Genomic DNA, 25,830 nt, shown 5'->3' on the forward strand with positions numbered 1-25,830 from the left:
CCGTAAAAACGTTTCACCCCCTGTATCGCGGAAGGTCACCCTTGGACTACGAACGCCAGCCGTACAGAAGGTGCGGCCGCAGCGGCCTGCTCCTCCCCGCCGTGTCGCTGGGCCTGTGGCACAACTTCGGCGAGGGCAAGCCGATCGAGACCCAGCGCGCGATCCTGCACAAGGCGCTCGACCTCGGCATCACCCACTTCGACATCGCCGACCGCTACGGCCCGCCCATCGGCGCGGCCGAGTCCGTGTTCGGCCGGATCTTCCCCCGGTCGCTGCGCGACGAGGTCGTGGTCACCACCAAGGGCAGCAACCCGATGTGGGACGGCCCGTACGGGAAGGGCAACTCCCGCAAGCACCTGCTGGCCACGCTCGACCGCTCGCTCGCCCGGCTCGGCCTCGACTACGTGGACATCTTCTACCTGCACCGCGACGACGAGGAGACCCCGCTGGAGGAGCAGGTGGCCACGCTGGACCACATGGTCCGCACCGGCCGCACGCTCTACGTCGGCGTGTCCAACTTCTCCCCCGAGCGCACCGCCCAGGCCGCCAGGCTGCTGCGCGAGCTCGGCACCCCGCTGCTGGTGCACCAGCCGCCGTACTCGCTGCTCAACCGCGGCATCGAGGACGCGCTGCTCGGCGTGCTCGAAGAGGAGGGCGTGGGCTGCGTGGTGTACTCGCCGCTCGCCCAGGGCCTGCTCACCGACCGCTACCTGAACGGCATCCCGGCCGACTCGCGGGCGGCCGAGGGCCGCTTCCTGACCGCCGACCGGGTGACGCCCGAGGTGCTGGCGTTCGTCCGTTCGCTGTCCACGCTGGCCGAGTCGCGCGGCCAGACGGTGGCGCAGCTCTCGCTCGCCTGGGCGCTGCGCGACCCGCGCATCACCTCGGTGCTGGTCGGTGCCTCCAGCCCCGAGCAGCTCGAGGCGAACGTGGCCGCGGTGGACCGGCTCGACTTCACCGAGGAGGAGCTGGCGGCCATCGACCAGGCCGCCAAGGAGGCCGGCGTCTCCTCCTGACCCGCGATCGCCGGAGGCCCGGGCCGGGTACGGTCCGGGCCTCGGCTCGTGCAAGGCCGGGCCGCCTGAACGTTCAGGCGGCCCGGCCTTGCGCGTTCAGGTGGCTCGGCCTTGCACGTTCAGGTGGCTCGGCCCCGGCTCCCCGCGGCGGCCCGCCCCGGGCTCATGGCCCTGCGCCTCCCGCCGAACGGCGCGTTCGACGTGCTCATGGGGTGCGCGCCGCCTCGATCGCGGTGGCGTACCTGGCGGGGCGGAGCGAGCGGGCCGTCACGAGTGCCGAGGACCGCGTGTTGACGAGGCCTTCGTGAACGCTTACCGTTCCGGCAGTCGGTGAAATTATCGACAAACTTCCGAAACTTTCGGGAAACGTCCGTGGCACCCCCTGCTCCGGTATCGGAGGTCCGTCCGGTGAAGCCCTTGATCCTCGCATTAGCGCTCCTGCTCGCCGTACCCGCCGGCCCCGAGCCCCCGCACCCCAAGCCTCCCAAGCCCCACCCCGTCAAAGACCTGCGCGAGCTCGCCCACCAGAACGGCATCAACATCGGCACCGCGGTCGACATCGCCGCCCTGCGCGACGAACCCGACTACCGCAAGCGGCTCAACCGCGAATTCACCCAGGTCACCGCCGAGAACGCGATGAAGTGGGAGTCCGTCGAGCCGGAGCGGGGCGTCTACACCTGGGACGACGCCGACGCCCTCGTCGAGAACGCCAGCCGCAACCACCAGCAGATCCGCGGCCACACCCTGCTCTGGCACAACCAGCTCCCCGCCTGGCTGACCAGCGGCGTCGAGGACGGCACCATCGACGCCGCCGAGCTGCGCGAGATCCTGCGCGAGCACATCACCACCCAGGTGCGCCGCTACAAGGGCAAGATCCGCGCCTGGGACGTGGTGAACGAGGTCGTGGAGGAGGACGGCTCGCTGCGGCAGAGCATCTGGCTCGAGCACCTCGGCCCCGGCTACATCGCCGACGCCTTCCGCTGGGCCCACCGCGCCGACCCGCACGCCAAGCTGTTCATCAACGACTACAACCTCGAATGGAACGCCCCCAAGATCGAGACCACGCTGTCCATCGTCAAGGACCTGAAGGCGCAGGGCGTCCCCATCCACGGCATCGGCTTCCAGGGCCACCTCGGCATCCAGTACGACTACCCCGCCGACTGGGCGAACGTCATGCGGCGCTTCGCCGACCTCGGCCTCGAGGTCGCCATCACCGAGCTGGACGTCCGCATGGTGCTGCCGGTCACCCCGGAGAAGCTCGCCACCCAGGCCGAGTACTACCGGCGCGCGCTCACCGACTGCCTCAGCGTCCGCGCCTGCCACGAGATGACCGTCTGGGGCTTCACCGACCGGCACTCGTGGGTGCCCGGCTGGTTCGAGGGCGAGGGGGCGGCGACGCTCCTCGACGAGAACCTCGCACCGAAGCCCGCGTACAAGGCGCTGCTGTCGGTGAAGCGCCCCAAGTGACCTCACCCGCCCTCGGTCCCGCTCGTCCTCCTAGCGGAGACCGACGGTCCCGGTCGTCCCGCCCCCGGCTCCCGTCTCGGGGGGACGGCCACCGCGGCAGGCGGTCGCCGGGGCGGGACGTTCCCCGTCAGGCGGTCGCCGGGGCGGGGTCGAGGCGCTGGAGCAGGCCGTACACGAAACGGGCCCGGTAGGTCCGCCCGCCGGACGGGAAATCGACCGTCCAGTGGTGCGGCGCCGGGCCCTCCATCTGCACCGCGCCGGGAAAGCTCGCGCCGACGTCGGCCACCACGCACGTCCATGGCGTCAGGTCGGGCAGGGCGAGCGATGCGGCGGGGCCCGAGGGGCGTACGAACCACTGGTTCCACAGCTCGTCGCCGGGACCGAGCAGCGCCTCGTAGGCGAGGCCCGGCCACGACGGGAGCGTCCAGCGCAGGACGGTGCAGGTGAGGCTGCCCGCCGGTCTGCTCCCCCGGTACGGTGGGGGCCCGAGCGCCGTCCGCAGCGCCGCGGCCCCCTTGGGCGCCCTGGGCGCGTGGGCCAGCCGCGTCCAGTGTGCGTGCGCCTCCCGCACCTCGGCCCGCGACGCGCCCATCTCGCGCAGCGCCTCCTCCACTCGTTCCGGGTTGAGGTCGCGCATGCGATGCATCAGGACGAGCTCGAACTCGCGCACACCGAACGTCACTCCCCCACCCTGCCAGCCCTCGGCGCCGTTCCAGAAACTCGCGGAAGGTACGGGGCTGCGCGGGGCCGGCTCCAGGCGACTACGGCGGAACCCGCCCCCAGCCGTGATCGGAACCCGCCCCCGGCCGTGTCCGGAGCCCGCCCCCGGCCGTGTCCGGAGCCCGCCCCCGGCCGTGTCCGGAGCCCGGCCCGTGACTCGGACCGGGCCAGAGGAGGGCTCGCCGCCGGGTATGAGGAGGACCTTGACGAACCTGCAGGCCTCGGCGGGCTCGGCCGCATCGGCCGACCCGGCGGGGCCGACCGCTTCAGCGGGCCTGAGCGAGGCAGCGCCGGCCGAACCCCACAGGACCGACCGCCTCAGCACAGGACCGACCGCCTCAGCAGGCCTGACCGAGGCGGGGTCGGCCGAGCCGGTGGAGCTGGTCGCGCTCAGCCGGCTCGGTCGGCTGTGCCGGGCGCGGCCGGAGGATGTGCGCCGGTCGTGTCGGCCGAAGGGCCGGTCGCCGACCGTGCCGTGGCGCCGGCCCTGGAGCGGGCCGGCGCGCCGGACGCCGAGCGGGCCGCCGTGCCGGGCCGGGAAGGGTGGGCCGCCGTGCCGGACGCCGTCTGAGCCGTCGCGCCGGACGCCGTCTGAGCCGCTGCGCCGGACGTCGTCTGAGCCGCTGCGCCGGACGCGGAGTGGGTCATCGCATCGATGGTGGAGGGAATGTCGTCGCCGACGTGGTCGGCTCCCGATGCGACCACGTCGGCCAGGGTGATCTCGCTGAGCAGCGCGTTCTCGTGGCTGCGCAGCCGCTCCCAGATGGCGGCGAGCGGCGCGGCCGCGCGGGGGAAGGGCCGGGTGGCCTGTTCCTCTCCCTCGGTGACGCGGATGACGTCGGCGAGGGCGATCTCCCCCGGCGGCCGGGCCAGCCAGTAGCCTCCGTCCGGGCCGCGCTGGCTACGGAGCAGCCCGGCCCGGCGGAGCTGGAGCAGGATGTTGTCACAGAACCGGCGCGGGATCTCCTGGCTGGCGGCGATGCGTTCGGCGTGGACCGGACGGTCGGCCGTGGCCAGGGCGAGCATGGCGCCGAGTGCGTACTGCGTGCGGGCGGAGATTCTCATACGAGGTCTGGGCCCGCCTCAGGCGGACGCCGTCGTCTCCTCCTCTTCCGCGCCGCGCTTCTGCAGCTCGCTCTCCACCGCCTCGACGGACTCGTTGGCCTTGTCGCGGCGGTACTCGCGCACCGAGTACGCGATGGCGCCCGCCCAGATGATGGCGATGGCGGTGTAGGCGACGGCCTGGACGTTGCCGGGGGCGTCGATCCAGTCGCTGCGCAGCAGCGTGCGGACGTTGGTGAGGATGATGACGCCGCCGACGGCGGAGCCGAGGATGCGCGGCGGGATGTGGCGGACCAGCCAGGCCGCGATCGGCGCGGCGATGACGCCGCCGAGCAGCAGCACGGCCACCCAGGCGAAGTCGATCCGCTCGGAGCCGATGCCGACGAAGAAGCCGACGCTGGCGGCGATGGCGACGATGAACTCGCTCGTGTCGATGGAGCCGATCACCTTGCGGGGGGCCAGGCGTCCGCTGGCGAGGATGGCGGGCGTGCCCACGGGGCCCCATCCACCGCCGCCGGTGGAGTCGACGAAACCGGCGATGAGGCCGAGCGGGGCGAGGAAGCGCCTGCGCAGCGGCTTGCCCAGGTTGCCGCGCGGGAGGCCGTACGCGGTGAAGCGGATGAGGATGTAGATGCCGAGCGCCAGCAGGATGAGCGACATCACCGGAGCGGCGACCTCGGTCGAGAGGCTGGACAGGAAGGTCGCACCGGCGAACGCGCCGATGGCGCCGGGGACGCCGATCTTGGCGACGACCTTCCAGTCGACGTTGCCGAAACGCCAGTGGGAGATGCCCGAGGCCAGCGTGGTGCCGATTTCGGCGAGGTGGACGGTGGCGGACGCGGCCGCCGGGTTGGTGCCGATGGCCAGCAGCAGGGTCGTCGACGTGACGCCGTACGCCATGCCGAGGCTGCCATCGACGAGCTGGGCCGCGAAACCGACCAGCCCGAGCAGGATGAGCGCTCGCACGATCTCCCTCTCCCTACCATTCCTACTATAGAAGTAGGAATAATACTTTAAGCCGCATGCCGCCCTGTCAAGTCACGTCCAGGTAAAGCTCATCCGGCCGCGAGCGGATCCCCTCGTTTCCGCAAGGTCCGGGGGGCGATCGTCCTCCTCCGGTCATGCGGCGGCACCCGTGCGCGTGGCGCACGGGTGCCGCCGCATGACCGCGAGCACGGCGGGGAACGCGCGGCCGAGCATCCCGGCTCAGGACGCGGGGCAGCCGTTCAGGGCCGTGGTGTCACTCCTGTGTGATCAGGGCCTTGACCGTGAGGTCCTCCGGCCCGGAGGGGCCGTCGAGGTGGACGGTCACCTCCCAGGCCCCGGCCATCGAGAACAGCTCGCCCTCGGCGATGAAGCGGCCGGGCTCGCGTTCGGTGGCCGTCAGCTCCGGCATGGCGTGTCCCATGTCGGGCATCACCGCCGACACGTTCACCGTGTCGGCATCGCCCCGGTCCACCACGACCTCCACCGTGCCGGGCCCCGGGGTGGGGTCGCCGATGAGCACCGTGGCGGCGTAGCGGGCGCCGGTGCTGGTCACGCGGACCGGCTCGGCCGACGCGCTCCTGCCCACCACGAAGATCGTCACCGCCACGGCCACCAGCCCGGCGGCGATCAGCACCCGTCTCATCGGCCGCTCCCCGTCACGTCGCTCATCGCCTGCCCCGTCTCGTCTCTCTCTTCGCCTGCCGCCGCTCCCGCCGGAGCGCGTGCGGCCGTTCCCGCCTCATCGCGCGCAGCGTCTCCCGCAGCGTCTCCCGCTGTGTCTCCCGCTGCGTCCCCGGCTGTGTCCCCCGCTGCGTCCCCCGCTGCGTCTCCCCTGGTGTCCCGCCCGGCGTCCTGGCCGGTGGCCGCGCCCGGCGGTGCCGCCGTGGCCCCGGGCGCATCGCCCGTCACGTTCACCGTGAACGGGGCCGTGACGATGCGGTCGCGGGTGGCGTACTGGGCCCAGGCGAGGTAGCGGCCCGGCTCGGGGAAGCTGAACGTGAAGCGCAGGCGGGAGCCGGGCGTGCCCATCTCGTGGATGTGGCCGAGGAACGAGCCGTCCTCGTTGCGCACCAGGAGGTGGCCGGTCATGCCGAGCCACGGCCGCACGCCGGCGGGCGCGGCCAGCTCGATCGTCACCGGGCGCCCCGCCACGGGGACGGCGGGCCGCAGCACCGGGACGGCCGCAGCGCCGGTCTCCGGCCGTTCCTCTTCGCTCGCCTCAGCGTCGCCCTTGCCGACCTCGAAGGACGACGAGGCGAGCTGGCCGCCCGAGTCCTCCCGTTCCAGCTCGGCATAGGCCAGGTAGCGCCCGGAGCGGCCGGCGCGCATGCGCACCTCCAGGCGTCCTGGGGCGGTACGGAGCGGGTGGACGTGGCGGAAGTACCGCCCGTCCTCGGAGGTGACGACCACGTGGGCGAGCGCCTCGTGGTGCACGACGAGGTCGTCGACGGGCCGCCCGGTCGAGCCGTCCAGGAGGTCGATGCGGAGCCTGTACTCCTCCCCCGCGCCGGGCCGCTCCGGCACGGTGGAGACCCGGGCCTGCACGTACGGCCGCCCGGCGGCGTTCGTGGCGGTCGGCGCCGCGCCGTCCGGCGGGGCGGGCGGCAGCTGCGGCTCGAACACGACCACCATGGCCGCCACGGTCACCCCGGCCGCGGCGACGGCGGCGAGGCCCATCGCCGGCCCTGGACGGCTCAGCGCCCCGGTGAGCAGGCCCCCGACCAGCAGCAGCCCGGCGACGAACAGGCCGCCGTAGATGAGGAAGTCGCCAGGAGACCCGCGATCGACGAGCACCCGGAAGGGCACCACCGCGACCTCGCCCCCGGTGCTCAGCTTGAGCTCGTGCGGCCCGGTGCGCTCGACCCGCAGCTCGGTGTACGCGGGGTCGGCGGCGGCGCGGGCGGTGCCGGTGACCGTACGGCCGTCCTCGACCGACCGGACCTCGAGGGCGAAGACCGGTCCGGCGACCGGCTCGTACGCGATCACCCCGATCCGCAGCGGCCCCGGCACCCGGGACGTACCTTTGATCACCACCGTGACCTCGGCACCGGCGATGGTCTGCGCGAACCGCAGGTCCGCGCCCGCCGTGACGTTGTGCGCCGCGGCGGGCGCGGCCATCGCCAGCACCAGGACGGCGGCCAGCCACAGGGCTCGGATCATGCCCGCTCTGGGCGGGCGTCGGGCAGGAACAGCGCTCCGAGCGTCAGCCCGACGAGGCCGGCGACGATGGGCGCGCCGGTCCACAGCTCGGGCACGGCCGGCAGGCCGCCGCCGGTCGCGGAGGCGACCAGGATGTAGATCGTCCAGGTGGCCAGCGCCGACAGCCCGGCGAAGGCCCAGTAGGCCCCGCGCCGCGCGGCCGACGGGCGCAGCCTTGCGATCAGCAGATCGCTGACCAGGCCGCCCGCCACGATGGACAGCAGGACGGGCAGGTTCTCGAACTCGGTCTGCGCACCGGGCATGAGAACCGCGAAGGCGTACATGATGGTGACCGTCCCGAAGGGCAGCCGCCAGCGGCGGGCGAGCAGCAGCACCGGGGCGAGCAGGATGACGTTGCTCACGACCATGGCGGCGGCCAGGTCGCCGGCGCCGGAGTTCTGGACGGCGGAGAACGCCTCCACGATCCTCTCGGGACGGTACTGCAGCGCGTCGGCGTAGGAGAGGAACAGCGACACCAGCGTGGTGGCGAAGGCCAGCCCGATGACGGCGGGCAGCAGCCGCCCGAGCGTCGGGCTCTCGCCGATGTCGGGGGCGTTCCAGAGGGAACGCACAGGAGTGGTGATGATGAGGAGCATCGTCGAGACCAGCCCGAGATGTGATGGGCTGAAGAGAATGTCAATGTTCGTCTCGATGCCCAGAATCGTGTGCCACATCATGTCGGCGAATCCGAACGCCGCGAACGCGGGTATGGCGATCAGCCCGGCGAGATATCCCGCCGGCACCGCGGCGAGCCCTTGCCGCCCCGCGCGCACGTTGCGCCAGACCTGCCAGATGATCCAGCCGGCCACGACCGCGAACCCCGAGTAGAACACCGCGTGCCACGGCGTGAAGAAGGTCTCCAGCTCGGAGAGGTTGGTGTGCGCCCACGCGTCGATCATCAATCCGACGCCGAACCAGATGCCGAGCAGGGCCGTGACCAGGTCTGTTCTCGGGGACACCCAGGTGCGAGGCTCTCCGGAATCCACCAGTAATCGCCGAATGCCGGCGTCGGCCATAGCCACTTCTTGACTCCTTTCCGTCAGTGGAGAATCTAGCTCTCTTTCGTGAATTGGCGCGCGACCGAAGATTTCGCCGGGGTTATTCACGCTCGGTGCTGTGATGAACACGTAACAGACGGAAATTGCTGTGATAAATGCCCATCTGTCGTGGTTCACACCGGAGCGTTGGCTTGAGAACCGCCCGCGGCCTGCGCGATGCTGGTACGTCAGCAGCGATAGGTGGTCGATTCGGGGGTGGGATGAGCTCTTTGCGGGTCCTGCGCTGGCTGCCCTTCGTCGTGATGGCGGGTGTCGCGCTGCTGGACATCCTGGCCGGCCGGTCCCTCGTCTTCCTTCCGCTGCTCACGCTCGGTCCGGCCTTCGCGTCGGTGTCGGGCGGCGTGCGCCGCACCGCCTTCGTCGGCGCGGTCGCGCTGGGCATCTGCGTGCCCATGGCGCTCTACAACGAGATGCTGTTCACCTGGGAGAACTACCTGACCGTCGTCGGCATCGCCGGCGTGACGGGCGCGAGCATGCTCGCCGCCAGGCTGCGGCTGCAGCGCGAGCGCGAGCTGGCCAGCGTCCGGCAGGTGGCGGAGGCGGCGCAGCGGGTGCTGCTGCGTCCGGTGCCGCGGCGGGCGGGTGATCTGCGGGTGGGCCTTTCCTACACGTCGGCGGCCGCCGAGGCCCGCATCGGCGGCGACCTGTACGAGGTCGTCACCACTCCGCAGGGCGTGCGCCTGCTGATCGGCGACGTGCAGGGCAAGGGCCTGGCGGCGGTCGAGACGGCGGCCTGGGTGCTCGGGGCCTTCCGCGAGGCGGCCTACGACGAGGCCGACCTGGTGGACATCGGCGAGCGATTGGAGGCGAGCCTGACCCGCCACCTGACCAGTGAACAGTTCGTCACGGCGATCATCGCGGAGATCTACGACACGGAGGTGTCGCTGGTGAGCTTCGGCCACCCGCCGCCGCTGCTGCTCCGCTCCGACGGCGGCGTGCAGGTCGCCGAGCCGCCGGATCAGGGGCTGCCGCTGGGGCTCGGCGTGTTCGACGCGGCGCGGGCCAAGCCGCACCGGGTGCCGTTCCACCGGGGCGACCGCATCCTGTTCTTCACCGATGGCGTGATCGAGGCGAGGAACGCCGAGGGCGAGTTCTACCCCCTGGAGGAGCGGACGGCGCTGCTGCGGCGCGAGGACCCGCAGGTGGCGCTGGACGCGCTGCGGGCCGACCTGGTCGAGCACGTGGGCGGCCCGCTGCTGGACGACGCGGCCATGCTCCTGCTCCACCGCCCGGGACACTGACCTTCCGGTCAGGAGCCGCCGGGCACCAGCGGGACCGTGGTGGACTCCCGCACCACCAGATGGCAGGGGTGGGGGTGGCGGCCGGGCGACGGCTTGCCGTTGATGGCGGCGAGCAGCATCTCGGCGGCGGTGCGGCCGAGCCCGTCGAGGTTCATGTCGACGCTGGTCAGCGGCGGCTGGCTGGCCTCGGCCATGACCTCCCAGTTGTCGAATCCGACGAGCGCCACGTCCTCGGGCACCCGCCGCCCGACGGCGCGCAGCGCGTCGGCGACGCCGCGGGCGATCTGGTCGCTGCCGCAGAACACCGCGTCGAACTCGGCGCCGGACGCGAGCAGCATCCCGGCCGCCTGGCGCCCCCACATCTCGCTCCAGGCGCCGTAGAGCGGCGCCCCGGCGAGCGCGAGCCCGGCCTCGGCGAGCCGCTCCTCCGCGGCGGCCGCGCGGACGCGGGCGGAGTGGTGGTGCTCGGGCCCGGTGACGTGGGCGATGCGGGTGCGGCCGATCGCCATCAGGTGCTCGACCGCCTTGCGCGCCCCGCCCTCCTCGTCGGGCACGACCGAGCAGTCGGCCGGGTCGGTGGAGCCGATGAACGCGTAGACGACCGGGACCGGGAGGTCACGGCCGATGGGCGCGCGGGCCTCGGTGCGGCGGCCGGTGACGATGATGCCGTCGACGCGCCGGCTGAGCAGGGTCTTGACGTGGTACTGCTCGCGGATCGGGTCGCCGCGACCGTCGCACAGGAACACCGACATCTGCCCGGCCCCGAGCGCGTCCTCCGCGCCCATGAGGACGGGGATGCTGAAGCGCCCGATGGTGTCGGTGGTGATCATGCCGACGGTGTACGTGCGCCCGGAGTGCAGGCTGCGGGCTCCCGCGTTGACCTCGAAGTTCAGCTGCCTGGCCGCGTCCCTGACCCGCGCGCGGGTCTCCTCGCGCAGCGAGCCCCGGCCGTTGAGCGCCTTGGAGGCCGTGCCCACCGACACCCCGGCCAGCGCCGCGACGTCGGAGATCGTGGGGTGACGCGCCGATTTCCCCATCGCTTTCCCCTCCGCTTGCCCGAAACCTCGCACCCGCCATCCTACTGGCGGTGAGGCCGGGCCGATCGGTGCAGGCAACCGATTGCCAGCGCTTTCCCGTACACGACCTCACCCGCCGAGCCGATGGTGCGGTGACATGACCTCGTCCCGGCGAGTGAAGGGACTTTCGTCCCTACCCGTACGGCCGCCGCGCCGGGCACGCTGGCCAGGTGACGTACCAGGAAGACGGGCTGAGAGGCGCCCGGGATCTGCGCGAGCTGCCCGTGGCCGAGGCGATGCGGCTGCTGGCGGAGGCGCCGTTCGGCCGGATCGTCTTCACCCGGCACGCCCTGCCCGCGGTCAGGCCGGTGAACCACGCGGTGGTGGACGGCGCGATCGTGATCAGGACCACCCCCGGCATGATCATCGGCGGGCGCATGGAGCAGACGGTGGTGGCGTACGAGGCCGACGAGCTGGACGAGCGGGAGCGGATCGGCTGGAGCGTCATCGTCACCGGGGTGGCCGCGCCGGTGACCGACCCCGGTGAGGCGGCCCGGCTGAAGGGCCTGGTGCACCCGTGGGTGACGGGCGAGATGGACCAGGTGATCCGCATCCGGCCGGAGATCGTCACCGGCTTCGTCCTGGCGCCCGCGCAGGTGGCGTGCGGGCCGTCCTGATCAGCGAGGCGCACGTCATGCTCCCCCGGCCGGAGATCAGGGCGCCGTTCCGCTCCAGCCTGGCCGCCCGATGAGGGACGCCTTCCCCGCGTCAGCCCGGCCGCTCGATGGGGACCCGCCACACCAGCCGGGTGCCGCCCTCCGCGGGCGTCTGCAGCTCGGCGGTCCCGCCCAGGCAGGCGGCGCGCTCCTCGATGTTGCGCAGGCCGCTGCGGCGCCCGCCGCCGCCCACGCCGACCCCGTTGTCGGTGACCGTCAGCGTGAGCACCCCGCCGCCGGCCTCGGCGGACACCTCGGCGCGCGTGGCGTGCGAGTGGCGTACGACATTGGACAGGGACTCGCGCAGCACGGCGAGCAGGTGCTCGGCGACGGGCTCCGGCACCAGCGTGTCGAGCTGTCCCTCCATGCGCAGCCCCGGCATGAACCCCAGGTGGGCCGCCGCGCCCTCGACCTGGCCGACGATCTGCGCGCGCAGACCCGGAGCGGCCTCCTCGTGCGGCCCCTGGAGGGCGAAGATGGTCGAGCGGATCTGCCTGATCGTCTCGTCCAGCTCGTCGATGGCGTGCTGCAGCCGCTTCGACGCCTCGGGGTGGTCCACCAGCCGGGCGGTGCTCATCAGCGTCATCGCGGTCGCGAACAGCCGCTGGATGACCACGTCGTGCAGGTCCCTGGCGATGCGGTCGCGCTCCTCCAGCAGGTTCAGCCGCTCGGCGTCCCGCCGGACCTCGGCCAGCTCCAGCGCGATCGCGGCCTGGCCCGCGTACGACTCCAGCATGCGCTGGTCGGCGTCGGTGAACGGCAGCCTGCCGCTCCGCTTGACCAGCGCGAGCACGCCGCGCACGCCCGGGGCGGCGCCGATGGGGATCATCAGCCCCGGCCCGTGGCCGAGCCTGCGCGCCACGGCGGCCGTGTCGGGCGCGTCCCGCAGGTCGCGCTCGGTGCGCGGCGCGCCGCGCGTGAACACCTCGCCCAGCGCCGTGTCGGTGATCCCGAACGCGGTGCCGAGCAGCTCGTCCGCCTGCTCGCCCTCGGCCATCTCCACGGTCAGCGCCCGGCCCTCCTGGTCGGGCAGCAGCACCACGACGACGTCGGCGTCGCACATCTCGAGGGCGCGGGCGGCCATGGTGTTCAGCACCAGGCGGGTGTCCGCGCCGGACAGCAGGCTCGTGGTCACCTCGGTGGACGCCTGCAGCCAGGTCTCGCGGCGGCGCGACTCCTCGTACAGGCGGGCGTTCTCGATGGCGACGCCGGCGGCGCTGGCCAGCGCGACCACCACGGCCTCGTCGTCCTCGTCGAACTCGCCGCCGCCGCGCTTCTCGGTGAGGTAGAGGTTGCCGAACACCTCGTCGCGCACGCGCACCGGCACACCGAGGAAGCTGCCCATGGGCGGGTGGCCGGGCGGGAAGCCGTACGACTCGGGGTGGTCGGAGATGCGGGCCAGCCGCAGCGGCCTGGCCTCCTTGATGAGCAGGCCGAGGATGCCCAGGCCGTGCGGCCAGTGCTCGATGCGGGCGATCTCCTCCTCGGTCAGCCCGATCGGGATGAACTGGACGAGCGTGTGGTCCGCGCCCAGCACGCCCAGCGCGCCGTAGGAGGCGTCGACCAGCTTCGTCGCGGTCGTCACGATGCGGCGCAGCACGGTCTCGAGGTCGAGGTCGCTGCCCACGGACACGACGGCCTCGAGCAGCGCGTGCACCCTGTCGCGGGTGGACAGCACCGCGTTGAGCCTGGTCTGCAGCTCCGCCAGCAGCTCGTCGAGGCGCATCTGGGGGAGCAGCGGAAGATGCTCGCTCTCCGGCATACGGCCAGTCTCGCACCGGGGGTCGCCGGGGTCGAAACGCGCCCCGCGCACACCGCGACCCTCTGTAGAGTGATCGGGCAATCACACCAGGTGACGAAGGGGTGCCCCATGCTCGATCACGCCATCGCCGGAGCGGCGCAGCACGAGGCGGACGGCCTCGGCCCGCTCGGCGTCGCCGGGATCACGATCGTGTGGGCCGACAACAACGGCATCCCCCGCTCCCGTACGGTGCCGGCCGCCGCGTTCGACGCCGTGGCCGAGCGCGGGGTCGGGATCACGCCGCTGTTCGCGGTGTTCGACTCCCACGACACCATCTGCTTCGATCACGCCCCCTTGGGCGGGCCGTCCGGCGACATCCGGCTGGTGCCGGTCGCCGACCGCATGGTGCGGCTGGCCGGGCAGCCGGGGTTCGCCTGGGTGCCGGGCCGCCAGGTGGCGGCCGACGGGTCGCCGTGGCCGTACTGCCCGCGCGGGGTGCTGGAGCGTCAGGTCGAACGGGCGGCGGCGCTGGGGCTGGAGTTCCGGGCCGGCTACGAGATGGAGTTCCATCTGAGCCGGGCCGGTGACGATGACGGCGGCGGCGAGGTCCGCCCCATCTACGACGGCCCCTCCTACGGTCCCGCCAAGATGCTGTCCGTCGACGGCTTCGCCGAGCAGCTGCTGCGCGACCTCCACCACAACGGCGTGCCCGTGGTCCAGTTCCACGGCGAGTACGGCCCGGGGCAGTTCGAGTTCTCGCTCGCCCCCGCCGACCCGGTCACGGCGGCCGACCGGCAGCTGCTGGCCCGCCAGACCGTCCACGCGGCGGCCAGGACCCACGGGCTGCGGGCGAGCTTCGCTCCCCTGGTCACGCTCGGCCAGGTGGGCAACGGCTGGCACCTGCACACCTCGGTGTCGCGGGCCGGACGCAACCTGCTGTCGGGCGGCGACGGGCCCGCCGGGATGACCGCCGAGGGGGTGGCGTACCTCGCGGGGCTGCTGCGCGACCTGCCCGCCGTGGTGGCGGTGACCGCGCCCAGCCTGTCGTCGCTGCAACGGCTGCGGCCCGGCTACTGGTGCGGCGCGTACGCGTGCTGGGGCGTCGAGAACCGCGAGGCGGCCCTGCGCCTGGTCCCCGCCACACCGCTGCTCGGCCCCTCCCACGCCAACGTCGAGCTCAAGCCGTCCGACGCGGCCGCCAACCCCTACCTGGCGCTGGCCGCGGTGATCGCCGCCGGGCTCGGCGGCATCGAGGACGGCCTCGTGCCGCCCGCCCCCGTCCAGGACGACCCCGGCGGCTGGAGCGAGGCGCGCCGCGCCGAACACGGCGTGCACCGCCTGCCCTCCACGGTGGAGCAGCAGCTCGATGCGCTGCTGGGCAGCACCCGCATCCGCGCGGCGCTGGGCGAGGACCTGACCGACGCCTTCTGCGTGGTCCGCCGGTCGGACGCGGCCAGAGCGGAGGGCATGGACGCCGCCGAGATCGTCAGCGCGTACCGCTGGCTCTACTGACCGGCACTGACCGGCACTGACCGGCACTGACCGGCGCGCGTCAGCGGATGGGCAGGCCGGTGACGGCGCGGCCGATGATGAGGCGCTGGATCTCCGACGTGCCTTCGAAGATGGTGTAGATCTTGGCGTCGCGGTGGAAGCGTTCCACCGGGTGTTCGCGGGTGTAGCCGGCGCCGCCCAGGATCTGGATGGCCTGTTCCGTCACCCAGACCGCCGTCTCGCCCGCCACCAGCTTCGACATCGAGCCCTCCGCCTGTTCGAAGCGGCGGCCGTTGCGGGCCATCCAGGCGGCGCGCCAGGTGAGCAGGCGGGCCATGTCGACGCGGGTGGCCATCTCGGCCAGCAGGAAGGCGATCGCCTGGTTCTCGCCGATCTTGCGGCCGAACTGGGTGCGTTCGCGGGCGTAGTCCCTGGCGTACTCGAAGGCGGCGCGGGCGATGCCGACCGCCATGGCGGCGACCGAGGGGCGGGTGGTCTCGAAGGTGCGCAGCGCGGCCTGTTCACCTGCGCGCTCGCCGTTGCGTACGCGGGCCAGCCGCGCCTCCAGCTTCTCCTCACCGCCGAGCAGGCACGAGGCGGGCACCCGGACGTCCTCCAGGACGACCTCGGCGGTGTGGGAGGCGCGGATGCCGTGCTTGCGGAACTTCTGCCCCATGGACAGCCCCGGCGTGCCGGGCGGAATGATGAACGACGCCTGGCCGCGGGTGCCGAGCAAGGGATCGACGGAGGCGACGACGATGTGGACGTTCGCGATGCCGCCGTTGGTGGCCCAGGTCTTGACGCCGTTGAGCACCCAGTCGCCGCCGTCGCGGACGGCGCGGGTGCGGATGGCGCCGACGTCGGAGCCGGCATCGGGTTCGGAGGCGCAGAATGCGCCGAGCTTGACGTCGTTCGCGGTGCCGAACATCTGCGGCAGCCACTCCCCCATCTGTTCGGGGGTGCCGTTGGCGGCGAGTGCGGCGGCGGCCAGGCCGGTGCCGGTGATCGACAGGCCGATGCCGGCGTCGCCCCAGAAGATCTCCTCGAAGGCCACGGGCAGCGCCAGCCCGCTCTCCTCGAACCACTGGGTGGCGAAGAAGTCGAGGGAGTACAGGCCGGCCTTGGCGGCCTCCTGGATGACCGGCCATGGGGTCTCTTCGCGCTCGTCCCATTCGGCGCCCGCGGGGCGGATCACGTCGCGGGCGAAGGCGTGGACCCAGTCGCGTACCTCTTTGACGTCGTCGCTGAGCTCCGGGCAGAAACCAGCCGCCATGTCGCCGCACCCCTCGGACCGTGTCGCCGTTTACGGTGGCAACACCTTACCGGTGAGTAAGCCCGGAGGTCCCGAGCGTGCGGTTCAGGGGTTGATGGTGATCATCGGGGGGCGTTCGCCGATGCCGATCTCGCGGATGAGCACGTCGTGCCCCTCCAGCCCCCGCCTGAACTGGCACAGCCGCGTCGCCGGAGGGGCGACCGAGCTGATGCGGCCCTGGCGCTCCAGGCGGGACCAGGCGGCGAGCATGATCTGGGCGGACATCATGCCCAGCGCCTCGGTGCACTGCGGCGCGTGCTCGCGCGAGCCCAGGTCCACCTGCGCGAGCCCGTCGAGCCCGCCCAGCTCCAGCAGGTCGATGAGCAGGCCGAGCTCCACGGCGTATCCGGTGAGGAACGGGACGCGTTCGAGCGCGGAGCGGCGGCCCGCGTACTCGCCGGCGAGCGGCTGGATGAACCCGGCGAGCTGGGGCCAGTACAGGTTGATGAGCGGGCGCGCGACGAGCTCGGTGACGCGCCCGCCCGCGTTGGGCGTGCCGTGCAGCGGGCGGTCGTAGCACCCCTTGGCGTACATGACGGTCGGGTCGGAGAGCAGCGGCCCGAGGACGCCGAGGATCAGCGAGGCGCGGAAGTTGCGGATGTCGGCGTCGACGAAGGCGATCACGTCACCGGACGTGACCGCGAGCGACTTCCACAGCGCCTCTCCCTTGCCGTCCATGGGTTTGAGTCCCGGCAGGATCTCGTCCTGGGCGTGCACCCTCGCTCCCGCCCGTGCGGCCACCCGGGCGGTGTCGTCGGTCGACCGCGAGTCGATGACCACGAGCTCGTCCACGAGCGGAGCCAGCTCCCGCCGGATCACGCCGACGATCTCTCCCACGGTCTCGCGCTCGTCGCGGGCCGGGAGCACCACGCTGACGGTCGTATCGCCCTTGGCGGCCACCAGATCCTGGACCGGCCAGTCCCCGGCGGACGAAGTGCGGCGTCGCAACCATCCATGCACTTCAGGAAGCATGCGACCCCTCCCCCGTATCCCGATATGTCAGCGTATGTGAGATGCCCATTAAGCCCGAGAAGCGATCGTCTTCGCAGGTCAAGGGGTCTTGAGGGAGTTCGGGCGGTAAGTAACGCCGTCGCAAAGGCGCAACCGGAGAGCGGGCAAGGTTCGCGTGCTCAAGGAATAAGCGCTTCGTGGTGAGGTGGCCGGTTCCTGTGTGCAGGCGGGGTGCGGTTGCGGTCGTCAAGCGGGTGGCTCGGGGGCGGTCCCCGCCCGGACGGCCCAGCGGCTCGCGGCGGGCGCGTCATCGGCCTGGCCCTCGTCCGTTCCGCGCCCGGACGGCCCGCCGGTGCGGGCGGATCCGTCCGGGTTCGGCAATGAGACGGACAGGAAGCCCCTATGAGGCCGCCGGACGGCGCAGCACGCGCACCTGGCCGGGCCTGAGCACGGCGTCGGGCGCGAGCGACGGCCCGGCCAGCGGCTCGCCGGCCAGCGCCGACACGTCCACCTGCCGGTCCCCGCGGTTGACGAGGAACCAGTAGTCGTGCGTCCCGTCGGTGCGTACGGCCAGCTCGACCTGCCCGCGCAGCTCGGGGGGCAGCTCGGAGATGACGCCCGCGGTCTCCAGCAGCAGCGGCAGCAGCACGGCCAGCCCGCCGGGGCCGAGCCGGGTGGAGACGTACGCGGCCGAACCCGCGCCCGAGCGGCGGCGGGTGATCGCCGGGCGCCCGGCCTGCTCGCCCGTCTTGTACGCCGCGAGCACCTCGGTCTCCGGCCCCGCGAGGTCGATGCGGTCGGTCCACAGGGTGCCGGTGACGCCGAGGTCGAGGTCGACGCTGTCGCCGTCGAGGAGTGGCCCGAACTCCTGGATGCGGATGCCGAGCAGGTCGCGCAGCGCGCCCGGGTAGCCGCCGAGCCAGACGCGGTCGTCCTGGTCCACGATGCCGGAGAAGTAGGTGGCGACGAGGTGGCCGCCGCCCGTCACGTACTCCTCCAGGCGGCGGGCCAGCGCGGCGGGCACGACGTGCAGGATGGGCGCGATCACCAGGTCGTATCCGGACAGCTCGGCGGCCACCGGCACGACGTCGGCGCGCACGCCCGCGGCGAGGAACGCCGAGTACCAGTCCAGCGCCTCCTGCCGGTAGCGCAGCAGGGAGGTGGGGTGGGAGTCCAGCTCGGCGGCCCACCACGACTCCCAGTCGAACAGGATCGCGGCGCGCGCGGGCCTGCGCCTGCTGCCGGCGACGGGCGCGAGCGCGGCCAGCGTGGCGCCGAGATCGGTGACGGCCCTGAAGACGTCGCTGTCCTCGCCCGCGTGCGGCACCATCGCCGAGTGGTACTTCTCGGCGCCGCCCGCCGACTGCCGCCACTGGAAGAAGCAGACGGCGTCGGCGCCGTAGCCGACGTGGGTGAGCGAGTCGCGGGCCATGCCGCCGGGCCGCTTGGCGAGGTTGACCGGCTGCCAGTTGACGGCGCTGGTGGAGTGCTCCATGAGGAACCAGGGCTCGCCTCCTGCCAGCATGCCGGTGAGGTTGGCCGAGAACGACAGCTCGTCCTGGGCCTGCGGGCCGGTCAGCAGGTAGTGGTCGTTGGCGACGAAGTCGACCTCGCAGGCCCAGTCGGCGTAGTTCATGCCCTTGGTCTCGCCCATCACCATGAAGTTGGTGGTGACCGGGACGTCCGGGGTGAGCCGGCGCAGTACCTCGCGCTCGGCGCGCAGGTGCTCCTTGAGCGCGTCGGAGGAGAAGCGCTTGAAGTCGAGCTGCTGCGTCGGGTTGGGGAAGGACGCGGCCAGGCGCGGCGGCAGGATCTCCGACCAGTCGCCGTAGCGCTGGGACCAGAACGCGGTGGCCCAGGCGCGGTTCAGCTCGTCGAGAGTGCCGTAGCGGGCGCGCAGCCAGTCGCGGAACGCGGCGGCGGCGTCGTCGGAGTAGTCGTAGACGTTGTGGCAGCCGAGCTCGTTGGAGACGTGCCAGGCGGCCAGCGCCGGGTGCTCGGCGTACCGGGTGGCGAGGGCCTCGACCAGGCGCAGCGCGTACCGGCGGAAGACCGGCGAGGTGGGGCGCCAGTGCTGGCGGGCGCCCGGCCAGAGCGTGCGGCCCTGCTGGTCCACCGGCAGGATCTCCGGGTGCTTGGCCGTCAGCCACGGCGGCGGCGAGGCCGTCGCCGTGGCGAGGTCGGCGGCGATCCCGTTGGCGTGCAGCAGGTCCATCACCTCGTCGAGCCAGGCGAAGTCCCACCTGTCCTCGGCGGGCTGAAGGTGCGCCCACGAGAAGATGGCCAGGGAGACGATGTTGACCCCGGCCGCGCGCATGGCGCGCATGTCGGCGTCCCACACCTCACGGGGCCACTGCTCCGGGTTGTAGTCCGCGCCGAACGCCAGCCTGGCCCGTTCCGGCTCTGACGGCCAGCGCACCCACCGGCGGCCGTGGTCGACCTGCAACGTCTGCTCCTGTCTCGTGCTGTTCCTGGCGGAGGATGTCGATCGGTTACTGGACGGTGAAGCCCTGCTCCTGGCCGTACTTGACGGAGGCGTCCTGCCACGCCTTCAGGCCGTCCTGGAGCGTGGTGCCGGAGGTGTACGCCTTGCCGACGGTGTCGTTGAAGATGCTGTTGGCGTACACCTGGAACGGCAGGTACGACCAGCCGGGCGCGACCTGCTCGGCCGACTCGGCGAGCACCTGGTTGACCTTCTGGCCGCCGAAGTAGGGGAACTCCTTGTCCCTGAACTGCGGGTCCCGCAGGTGCGCGGTGGTGGCGGGGAACGCGCCGCCGTCGATCCTGGTCTGCACGCCCTCGTCCACGGTGGCGTACTTGACGAAGGCGTAGGCGAGGGTCTTGTTCGCGGACGCCTCGGGCACCGCCAGGGAGCTGCCGCCGTTCTCGGCGGTGACCGTGCCGCCCTCCTCCCACTGCGGCATCGGCGCGACCCGCCACTTGCCGGAGGCGGCCTTGACGCCCGACTCGAAGTTGGCCGGCATCCAGGCGCCGGTCACCAGCGTGGCGATGGTGCCGTCGCCCAGGCCCTTGTACCACTCGTCGGTCCAGCCGACGACGGGCGAGAGCAGCTTGCCGTCGATGAGCTTCTGCCAGGTGGCGGTGAACTTCTGCGTGCCGGGGTCGGAGAAGTCGATGCTCACGCTGGTGCCGTCCACCTTGTACGGCTTGCCGCCCGCCTGCCAGATCATGCTGGTGGTGAAGCCGGCGTCACCGCTGTCGCTGGCGATGTACGCCTTGGGGTCGGCCTTGTGCAGCTTCTCGGCGGCGGCCACGTACTCGTCCCAGGTCTTCGGCACCTCGATGTCGTGCTTGTCGAAGACCTCCTTGTTGTAGAACAGCGCCATCGGGCCGGAGTCCATGGGCAGCCCGTAGACGGCGGGGCCGCCGGCGTGCACGGAGTTCCACGGGCCCGGGGTGAAGGTGCCGTCGAGCTTCCCTGCGCCGTACGCGCTGAGGTCGGTCACCGCCTTCGACAGCGCGAACTGCGGCAGCGCGTAGTACTCGATCTGCGCCACGTCGGGCACGCCGGAGCCGGCCTTGATCGCGTTCTGCAGCGCGGTGTACTCGTCGTTGTTGGTGCCGGCGTTGACCAGGTCGACCTTGACCTTGGGGTACTTCTCCTGGAAGTCGGCGACGACCTGCTTGAGCGTCGGCTCCCACGCCCAGACGGTGATGTTGCCGCCCGCGTTCAGCGCGTTCTGCAGGTCGGCGTCGGAGACGGTCTGGGAGGCGGCGGCCGTGGCGGTGGCGTCCGAGCCGTCGCCGCCGCCGGACGAGCCGCAGGCGGTGGCGGCGAGTGACACGGTCAGTGCCGCGCCCAGCAGGAGGGCGTGACGACGGTTGATCGTCATGGGCGTTGCCTTTCTGGATGTCTGCTCTGGTGTACGCGTTCATGTCGCCGGCGCTCCGGCGGCGCCGGGGTCAGCCCTTGACGCTCCCCGTGGCGAGGCCCGACTGCCAGTACCGCTGCAGCAGCAGGAACGCCGCGATCAGCGGGACGATGGTGAGCAGTGATCCGGTGATCACCAGGTTGAAGACGGCCTCGCCGCCCGCCGTGCCCGCCTGCTGGTTCCAGGCGTTCAGGCCGAGGGTGAGCGGGTACCAGTCGGGGTCCTTGAGCATGATCAGCGGCAGGAAGTAGTTGTTCCAGGTCGCGACCACGTTGAAGAGCAGGACCGTGACGATGCCGGGGCCGAGCAGCGGCAGGCTGATCCGGAAGAACGTGCGGAACTCGCCCGCGCCGTCCACGCGCGCCGACTCCAGGATCTCCTTGGGCACCGCGTCGGCGGCGTACGTCCAGATGAGGTAGAGGCCGAACGGCGAGACCAGCGACGGGATGATGATCGCCCACGGGGTGTTGGTGAGCCCCATGTCGGAGAAGAGCAGGAAGGTCGGTACGGCCAGCGCCGTGCCGGGCACCGCCACCGCGCCGATCACGACCGCGAAGACGGCCTTCTTGCCGGGGAAGTCGAACTTGGCCAGGCCGTAGCCGGCCAGCGTGGCGAGCAGGGTCGCGCCGCCCGCGCCGGCGACCACGTACAGGAGCGTGTTGAGCAGCCAGCGCGCGTAGACGCCGCCGTCGTAGGCGAAGGTCTGGGCGATGTTGTCGAACAGCGCGAAGTCGCCGGAGAACCACAGCCCGAACGACGACAGCAGGCTCTCCTGCGTCTTGGTGGCGTTGATCAGCAGCCAGGCCAGCGGGAGCAGCGTGTAGACCAGCATGAGCGCGGTCAGCGCGGTGAGCGTGCGGCTGCGGCGGCGGTGACGCGGGCGCTGGTGACGGATCACCAGCGGGCCGCGTCCTGCGCGGGCTCCGGGGTGTGCGGTTGCGGCCATGGCTCAGACCGCCTTTCGCATGCCGCGGAGCTGGACGATGTACGCGATGATCATCGTGATGACGCCCATGATGATGGCGACGGCGGCGGAGTAGTTGAACTGCTGGCCGGCGAAGGACAGCGAGTAGGCGTACAGGTTGGGCGTGAAGTAGGTGGTGATCGAGTTCGGCGCCAGCGCCTTGAGGATGCTGGGCTCGTTGAAGAGCTGGAAGCTGCCGATGATCGAGAAGATCGTGGCGATCACCAGGGCGCCGCGCAGGGCCGGCAGCTTGATCGACCAGATGATGCGGAACTGGCCGGCGCCGTCGATCTCGGCGGCCTCGTACAGCGAGGGGCTCACCACGCGCAGCGCCGAGTACAGGATCAGCATGTTGTAGCCGACGAACTCCCAGGTCACGATGTTGCCGATGGAGGCGAGGATGAGGTCCGGCGAGAGCGGGTCGGGCAGCGACCAGCCGAACGCCTCGTTGAGGTTGCCGATGAGGCCGAACCTGGTGCCGTACATGAAGCCCCACATCAGCGTCGCCACGACGGCGGGCACCGCGTACGGCAGGAACACCGAGATGCGGAAGAACGCCGCGCCGTAGAGCCGGCCGCTGTCGATCGCGAGGGCCACCAGCAGCGCGAGGAACAGCATGATCGGCACCTGCACGACCAGGAACAGCGCGACCCTGGCGAACGCCGACCAGAACTGCGGGTCCTGCAGCGCCTTGAGGTAGTTGTCCAGGCCGACGAACGCGGTGCCGCCGATCAGCTGGGTGCGGTAGAGGCTGAGGTAGATCGAGTAGCCGATCGGCGCCAGGAAGACGAGCGCGAACACCGCCATGAACGGCGCCACGAACCGCCAGCCGGTCCAGGACCGCCCGCCGGTCCCGCGCCTTCTGGTGCCCCGGCCGCGCTGGGCCGCCGCGGGCGGGCGCCCGCGCGCCTGCCCGCCGGGGGCGTAGCCTTCCGTGACCACCGGTCACTCCTCTCGCTGCCATGTTGACGTAAACATCAATCGCGGACGCCTGTCACGCGACGTGATGATCCGGGGATGCTGGGCTGATGTTTACGTTAACTTCCGCTGCGGTATGGTGGCACCCGCCTGACCTGGGGTCAAGGGGCGGCCCCCCACATTGACATCGGCCGGACCTCCGCGAAGGATTTCCTGGCTGAACGGCTCGGACGCCGTCCGGGGCGGGCGCGTACCGGACGGACACGAGCAGAAAGCCACCGAGCCAGAGCGGGCAGGCAGGAGCGGCACGGGCATGGATCTGGACGACCCCGAGCGGCAGGCGCCGACCGGCGGCGCGCGGCCGGTCGGTAGTGCGCCTCCGGTCGAGGGTGCGCCTCCGGTCGAGGGTGCGCGGTCAGAGGGGGACGCGCACCCGCCGCGGCCGGAGGACGCGCGCCGGGCTTCGGACGCGCGACCCGCCGGAGACGGGCGCCCGGCCGCGGAGACGCGACGCGCCGATGGACGACCGGCCGCGGAGACGCACCCTGCGGGAGATGGACGGCCGGTCACGGAGGCGCGACCCGCCGGAGACGGGCGCCCGGCTACGGAGGCGCGGCCGGGCGAGCGGGCCGCAGGGGGTGCGCGGCGCGGGCCGGGTGTTCCCGGCGGGCGGCGCAGGCAGCGCGTGTCGATGGCCGACGTGGCCAGGCTGGCCGGCGTGTCGTCCCAGACCGTCTCGCGGGTCGCCAACGGCCACCCCGGCGTCATCGGCTCCACCCGCGAACAGGTGCTTGCCGCCATGCGCGAGCTGGGCTACCGGCCCAACAGCGCCGCCCGCGCCCTGCGGTACGGGCAGTTCAACACGATCGGCGTGATCCTGTTCAACCTGTCCACGATCGGTAACAGCCGTACCGTCGAGGCCATCGCCACTCACGCCGCCGCCGAGGGCTACGCGATCACGCTCATCCCCATCGACGTGCCGACCCAGGACAACGTGCTGGGCGCGTTCACCAGGATGGGCGAGCTGGCCGTGGACGCGGTCATCGTGATCCTCGAGGTGCACCTGCTCGACACCGGCACGGTGACGCTGCCGCCCGGGGTGCACGCGGTGGTCGTCGACTCCGACGCGGGTGACCGCTACAGCGTGGTGGACACCGACCAGGCCGAGGGCGCCAGGTCGGCCGTACGCCACCTGCTCGGCCTCGGGCACCGTACGGTCTGGCACGTCACCGGGCCGGAGTCGTCCTTCGCCGCGCAGCGCCGCGCCCAGGCGTGGCGGCTCGCGCTGGAGGAGGCGGGCCGGCCGGTGCCGCCGCCGCTGCACGGCGACTGGTCGGCCGGGTCCGGATACACCGCCGGTCTCCGGCTGGCCGAGGAGCCTGGCTGCACGGCGGTGTTCTGCGCCAACGACCAGATGGCGCTCGGCGTGCTGCGGGCGCTGCATGAGCGGGGACGCTCGGTGCCCGATGAGGTCAGCGTGGTCGGGTTCGACGACATCCCCGACTCGGCGTGCTTCGTGCCGCCGCTGACGACCGTGCACCAGGACTTCGCCGAGGTCGGGCGGCGGTGCGTGCAGCTCGTGCTGCGGCAGATCCGCGAGGGGGGCGGCGCGCCGTCCGGCACCGACCTGGTGCCGACGCGGCTGGTCGTCCGCGCCAGCACGGGCCCGCCGCCCACCTGACAGGTAAACTCCGATGCGATCGCATCGATCAGGGGGTGAGCGTACGTGGCGGAGCGGCGCACCAGGGGACCTGGGGCGCACCACGAGGAGCGGCGCGCCGAGATCGCCGACGCCGTGCTCGCCATCGTCGCCGAGCGGGGCCTCGGGGCCGTCTCGCTGACCGAGGTGGCCGCGCAGGCGGGCATCTCGCCCGGCCGGGTGCAGCACTACTTCCCCGCCAAGCGGCAGCTGCTCGAGGCGGCGTTCGAGCGGGGCAACGCGCTGTCGGCCGCCCGCATCAGGGAGAAGGCCGGATCCGATCTGGAGGCCGCCGATCCGCGGCTGGTGCTCACGACCGTGCTGACCGAGCTGGTGCCGTACGACGCGGTCAGCGAGGCGCACATGCGGGTGCGGCAGTCGTTCCACGCCTTCGCCTTCGCCGAGGAGGCCATCGCGGCGCGGATGCGGGTGCTGTACGCCGATTTCCACCGCCAGATGGCCGGCCTGATCCGCAGGGACCAGCAGGCCGGCCGCATCGACCCCGGGCTCGACCCGCACGGAACGGCGCTCTCCCTGGTGGCGCTTGCCGAGGGGCTGGCGGCGTACGTGCTGACCGGCGTCACCCCTGGCCCGGTCGCCCGCGACCGCGTCCTCGCCGCCGTCGCCGACCTGTATCGCCGGGAGGGCCGCGCGGCCGGGTGAGGGGCGGCCCGGCCGCCGGTTGCGCCTGCCGGTGGATCAGCAGTAGCGGGCGGGCGCGATGCGGTCCATCACGCCGCCGAACCTGCCCTTGTAGTTGGAGCTGTAGTCGCCCCGCGAGGCCAGGCGCTTGGCGCGCCACTTCCACTCGGAGTCGGCCGTGTCGACGAAGCACGCGCCGCTCGTGGCGACGAACGAGCCGACGTTGTCGGCGTGCGCACGGCCGATGAACCTGTTGCCGTCGGCCTCCCACCAGGTGAAGACGGCACCGGTGTAGTTGGCGCCCGTCCACAGGCACACGTGGGCGTGGCAGGCCGGCACGGCAGCCTCGGCGGTCGCGGCGGGCACCGCCAGGAGGCCGGCGGCGAGGGCGGGCGCGGCGATCATGCTGAGAAGCTTCATGGTGCTCCTTTCCTGTCTGCTGGAACACCACGGGACGTTATACGCAGTGTCATTGATTGAACACGATTGGTAAGGTGGATCTCACTGCCCGGCCCCTATTTCGAAAGGACCGTCGCCCCTCTGACCTCGTGGGGCGAGCTGACGCCCGCGACGGAAAGGGAGAACACACAGGTCAGCGAGGCTTCGGGCGAGGCGGCCCGGCAGACGGCCCGCGCACGGCACAGCGCGGCCGAACCGCAGAGGCGCACTCGCACGCCAGGAAGCACGGCAGGAACGCAGCGCAACGGCATGGGCGCCGCCACACGGCGTGAGCGCGG

22 protein-coding genes are annotated in these 25,830 nt (G+C 72.2%); 7 read left to right on the forward strand and 15 right to left on the reverse strand.

The window, feature by feature from the left end; all coding sequences use genetic code 11:
• Positions 1 to 41 precede the first annotated feature (41 nt).
• Positions 42 to 1,016, forward strand: a complete 975-nt coding sequence (locus ACGFIM_RS07065; RefSeq protein ID WP_393195931.1) for an aldo/keto reductase — start codon at positions 42 to 44, stop codon at positions 1,014 to 1,016.
• Positions 1,017 to 1,424: 408 nt separating this feature from the next.
• On the forward strand, positions 1,425 to 2,483 hold the full coding sequence (locus ACGFIM_RS07070) for an endo-1,4-beta-xylanase (protein ID WP_393195934.1): 1,059 nt from the start codon (positions 1,425 to 1,427) through the stop codon (positions 2,481 to 2,483).
• A 127-nt stretch (positions 2,484 to 2,610) separates the two neighbouring features.
• On the opposite strand, the gene ACGFIM_RS07075 is transcribed toward ACGFIM_RS07070, so the two are convergent.
• The 6 genes from ACGFIM_RS07075 to ACGFIM_RS07100 all read right to left on the reverse strand — a co-directional run bounded on the left by ACGFIM_RS07075 (position 2,611) and on the right by ACGFIM_RS07100 (position 8,410).
• The gene (locus tag ACGFIM_RS07075; protein ID WP_393195937.1) at positions 2,611 to 3,165 is read right to left on the reverse strand and encodes a hypothetical protein; all 555 of its coding nucleotides are present in this window, start codon (positions 3,163 to 3,165) and stop codon (positions 2,611 to 2,613) included.
• 428 nt (positions 3,166 to 3,593) lie between these two features.
• Entirely contained in the window at positions 3,594 to 4,268 is a 675-nt protein-coding gene (locus tag ACGFIM_RS07080) for an Rrf2 family transcriptional regulator (protein ID WP_393195940.1), read from the reverse strand.
• 18 nt (positions 4,269 to 4,286) lie between these two features.
• Positions 4,287 to 5,231, reverse strand: coding sequence for a sulfite exporter TauE/SafE family protein (locus ACGFIM_RS07085; protein ID WP_393195943.1), 945 nt, complete (start codon positions 5,229 to 5,231; stop codon positions 4,287 to 4,289).
• A 274-nt stretch (positions 5,232 to 5,505) separates the two neighbouring features.
• Entirely contained in the window at positions 5,506 to 5,895 is a 390-nt protein-coding gene (locus ACGFIM_RS07090) for a FixH family protein (protein WP_393195946.1), read from the reverse strand.
• Positions 5,892 to 7,412 carry a hypothetical protein gene (locus ACGFIM_RS07095; RefSeq protein ID WP_393195949.1) on the reverse strand — a complete coding sequence of 507 codons (1,521 nt, stop codon included), beginning with the start codon at positions 7,410 to 7,412 and terminating at the stop codon, positions 5,892 to 5,894. The genes ACGFIM_RS07090 and ACGFIM_RS07095 overlap by 4 nt, the downstream gene beginning before the upstream one ends.
• Positions 7,409 to 8,410, reverse strand: coding sequence for a hypothetical protein (locus tag ACGFIM_RS07100; RefSeq protein WP_393195952.1), 1,002 nt, complete (start codon positions 8,408 to 8,410; stop codon positions 7,409 to 7,411). Before ACGFIM_RS07100 ends, ACGFIM_RS07095 begins: the two co-directional genes overlap by 4 nt.
• A gap of 299 nt (positions 8,411 to 8,709) precedes the next feature.
• On the opposite strand from ACGFIM_RS07100, the gene ACGFIM_RS07105 reads away from it, so the two are divergent.
• A complete protein-coding gene (locus tag ACGFIM_RS07105; protein WP_393195955.1) occupies positions 8,710 to 9,750 on the forward strand; it encodes a PP2C family protein-serine/threonine phosphatase in 1,041 nt (346 codons plus the stop codon).
• A gap of 8 nt (positions 9,751 to 9,758) precedes the next feature.
• On the opposite strand, the gene ACGFIM_RS07110 is transcribed toward ACGFIM_RS07105, so the two are convergent.
• Positions 9,759 to 10,787, reverse strand: a complete 1,029-nt coding sequence (locus ACGFIM_RS07110) for a LacI family DNA-binding transcriptional regulator (RefSeq protein ID WP_393195958.1) — start codon at positions 10,785 to 10,787, stop codon at positions 9,759 to 9,761.
• A gap of 209 nt (positions 10,788 to 10,996) precedes the next feature.
• On the opposite strand from ACGFIM_RS07110, the gene ACGFIM_RS07115 reads away from it, so the two are divergent.
• Complete coding sequence (locus ACGFIM_RS07115; RefSeq protein ID WP_393195961.1) at positions 10,997 to 11,443, forward strand: pyridoxamine 5'-phosphate oxidase family protein; 447 nt, start codon at positions 10,997 to 10,999, stop codon at positions 11,441 to 11,443.
• Between the two features lie 91 nt (positions 11,444 to 11,534).
• Here the strand turns inward: ACGFIM_RS07115 and ACGFIM_RS07120 are convergent, their stop codons facing one another.
• Positions 11,535 to 13,244 carry a GAF domain-containing protein gene (locus ACGFIM_RS07120; protein ID WP_393195964.1) on the reverse strand — a complete coding sequence of 570 codons (1,710 nt, stop codon included), beginning with the start codon at positions 13,242 to 13,244 and terminating at the stop codon, positions 11,535 to 11,537.
• A gap of 108 nt (positions 13,245 to 13,352) precedes the next feature.
• On the opposite strand from ACGFIM_RS07120, the gene ACGFIM_RS07125 reads away from it, so the two are divergent.
• A complete protein-coding gene (locus ACGFIM_RS07125; protein WP_393195967.1) occupies positions 13,353 to 14,735 on the forward strand; it encodes a glutamine synthetase family protein in 1,383 nt (460 codons plus the stop codon).
• A 40-nt stretch (positions 14,736 to 14,775) separates the two neighbouring features.
• On the opposite strand, the gene ACGFIM_RS07130 is transcribed toward ACGFIM_RS07125, so the two are convergent.
• From ACGFIM_RS07130 to ACGFIM_RS07155, 6 genes are all read right to left on the reverse strand, one after another.
• Complete coding sequence (locus tag ACGFIM_RS07130) at positions 14,776 to 15,987, reverse strand: acyl-CoA dehydrogenase family protein (protein ID WP_393195970.1); 1,212 nt, start codon at positions 15,985 to 15,987, stop codon at positions 14,776 to 14,778.
• Between the two features lie 84 nt (positions 15,988 to 16,071).
• Positions 16,072 to 16,998 (reverse strand): glucosyl-3-phosphoglycerate synthase, encoded by a 927-nt coding sequence (locus tag ACGFIM_RS07135; RefSeq protein ID WP_393195973.1) that lies wholly within the window; start codon positions 16,996 to 16,998, stop codon positions 16,072 to 16,074.
• Positions 16,999 to 17,377: 379 nt separating this feature from the next.
• Positions 17,378 to 19,423, reverse strand: a complete 2,046-nt coding sequence (locus tag ACGFIM_RS07140) for a beta-galactosidase (protein ID WP_393195976.1) — start codon at positions 19,421 to 19,423, stop codon at positions 17,378 to 17,380.
• A 46-nt stretch (positions 19,424 to 19,469) separates the two neighbouring features.
• Positions 19,470 to 20,831 (reverse strand): ABC transporter substrate-binding protein, encoded by a 1,362-nt coding sequence (locus ACGFIM_RS07145; protein ID WP_393195979.1) that lies wholly within the window; start codon positions 20,829 to 20,831, stop codon positions 19,470 to 19,472.
• A 70-nt stretch (positions 20,832 to 20,901) separates the two neighbouring features.
• Positions 20,902 to 21,816 (reverse strand): carbohydrate ABC transporter permease, encoded by a 915-nt coding sequence (locus tag ACGFIM_RS07150; RefSeq protein ID WP_393195982.1) that lies wholly within the window; start codon positions 21,814 to 21,816, stop codon positions 20,902 to 20,904.
• Positions 21,817 to 21,819: 3 nt separating this feature from the next.
• A complete protein-coding gene (locus tag ACGFIM_RS07155; RefSeq protein ID WP_393195985.1) occupies positions 21,820 to 22,776 on the reverse strand; it encodes a carbohydrate ABC transporter permease in 957 nt (318 codons plus the stop codon).
• A 667-nt stretch (positions 22,777 to 23,443) separates the two neighbouring features.
• Between ACGFIM_RS07155 and ACGFIM_RS07160 the strand changes: the two genes are divergently transcribed.
• Both ACGFIM_RS07160 and ACGFIM_RS07165 read left to right on the forward strand, forming a co-directional pair.
• On the forward strand, positions 23,444 to 24,433 hold the full coding sequence (locus ACGFIM_RS07160; protein ID WP_393199648.1) for a LacI family DNA-binding transcriptional regulator: 990 nt from the start codon (positions 23,444 to 23,446) through the stop codon (positions 24,431 to 24,433).
• Positions 24,434 to 24,478: 45 nt separating this feature from the next.
• Positions 24,479 to 25,114, forward strand: a complete 636-nt coding sequence (locus ACGFIM_RS07165) for a TetR/AcrR family transcriptional regulator (protein WP_393195988.1) — start codon at positions 24,479 to 24,481, stop codon at positions 25,112 to 25,114.
• A 36-nt stretch (positions 25,115 to 25,150) separates the two neighbouring features.
• Here ACGFIM_RS07165 and ACGFIM_RS07170 read toward each other — a convergent pair whose 3' ends face one another.
• Entirely contained in the window at positions 25,151 to 25,513 is a 363-nt protein-coding gene (locus tag ACGFIM_RS07170; RefSeq protein WP_393195991.1) for a peptidase inhibitor family I36 protein, read from the reverse strand.
• Between the last annotated feature and the right edge of the window lie 317 nt (positions 25,514 to 25,830).

The sequence above is a fragment of the Nonomuraea sp. NPDC049309 genome, assembly GCF_043196965.1.
GTDB classification, from domain to species: Bacteria; Actinomycetota; Actinomycetes; order Streptosporangiales; family Streptosporangiaceae; genus Nonomuraea; species Nonomuraea fastidiosa.

Excerpts from the sequence above, each read along its gene's own strand:
- ACGFIM_RS07080 (WP_393195940.1), bottom strand. The coding sequence starts at position 4,268 with ATGAGAATCTCCGCCCGCACGCAGTACGCACTCGGCGCCATGCTCGCC.
- ACGFIM_RS07090 (WP_393195946.1), bottom strand. The coding sequence starts at position 5,895 with ATGAGACGGGTGCTGATCGCCGCCGGGCTGGTGGCCGTGGCGGTGACG.
- ACGFIM_RS07095 (WP_393195949.1), bottom strand. The coding sequence starts at position 7,412 with ATGATCCGAGCCCTGTGGCTGGCCGCCGTCCTGGTGCTGGCGATGGCC.
- ACGFIM_RS07105 (WP_393195955.1), top strand. The coding sequence starts at position 8,710 with ATGAGCTCTTTGCGGGTCCTGCGCTGGCTGCCCTTCGTCGTGATGGCG.
- ACGFIM_RS07110 (WP_393195958.1), bottom strand. The coding sequence starts at position 10,787 with ATGGGGAAATCGGCGCGTCACCCCACGATCTCCGACGTCGCGGCGCTG.
- ACGFIM_RS07120 (WP_393195964.1), bottom strand. The coding sequence starts at position 13,244 with ATGCCGGAGAGCGAGCATCTTCCGCTGCTCCCCCAGATGCGCCTCGAC.
- ACGFIM_RS07125 (WP_393195967.1), top strand. The coding sequence starts at position 13,353 with ATGCTCGATCACGCCATCGCCGGAGCGGCGCAGCACGAGGCGGACGGC.
- ACGFIM_RS07130 (WP_393195970.1), bottom strand. The coding sequence starts at position 15,987 with ATGGCGGCTGGTTTCTGCCCGGAGCTCAGCGACGACGTCAAAGAGGTA.
- ACGFIM_RS07135 (WP_393195973.1), bottom strand. The coding sequence starts at position 16,998 with ATGCTTCCTGAAGTGCATGGATGGTTGCGACGCCGCACTTCGTCCGCC.
- ACGFIM_RS07145 (WP_393195979.1), bottom strand. The coding sequence starts at position 20,831 with ATGACGATCAACCGTCGTCACGCCCTCCTGCTGGGCGCGGCACTGACC.
- ACGFIM_RS07150 (WP_393195982.1), bottom strand. The coding sequence starts at position 21,816 with ATGGCCGCAACCGCACACCCCGGAGCCCGCGCAGGACGCGGCCCGCTG.
- ACGFIM_RS07160 (WP_393199648.1), top strand. The coding sequence starts at position 23,444 with ATGGCCGACGTGGCCAGGCTGGCCGGCGTGTCGTCCCAGACCGTCTCG.
- ACGFIM_RS07170 (WP_393195991.1), bottom strand. The coding sequence starts at position 25,513 with ATGAAGCTTCTCAGCATGATCGCCGCGCCCGCCCTCGCCGCCGGCCTC.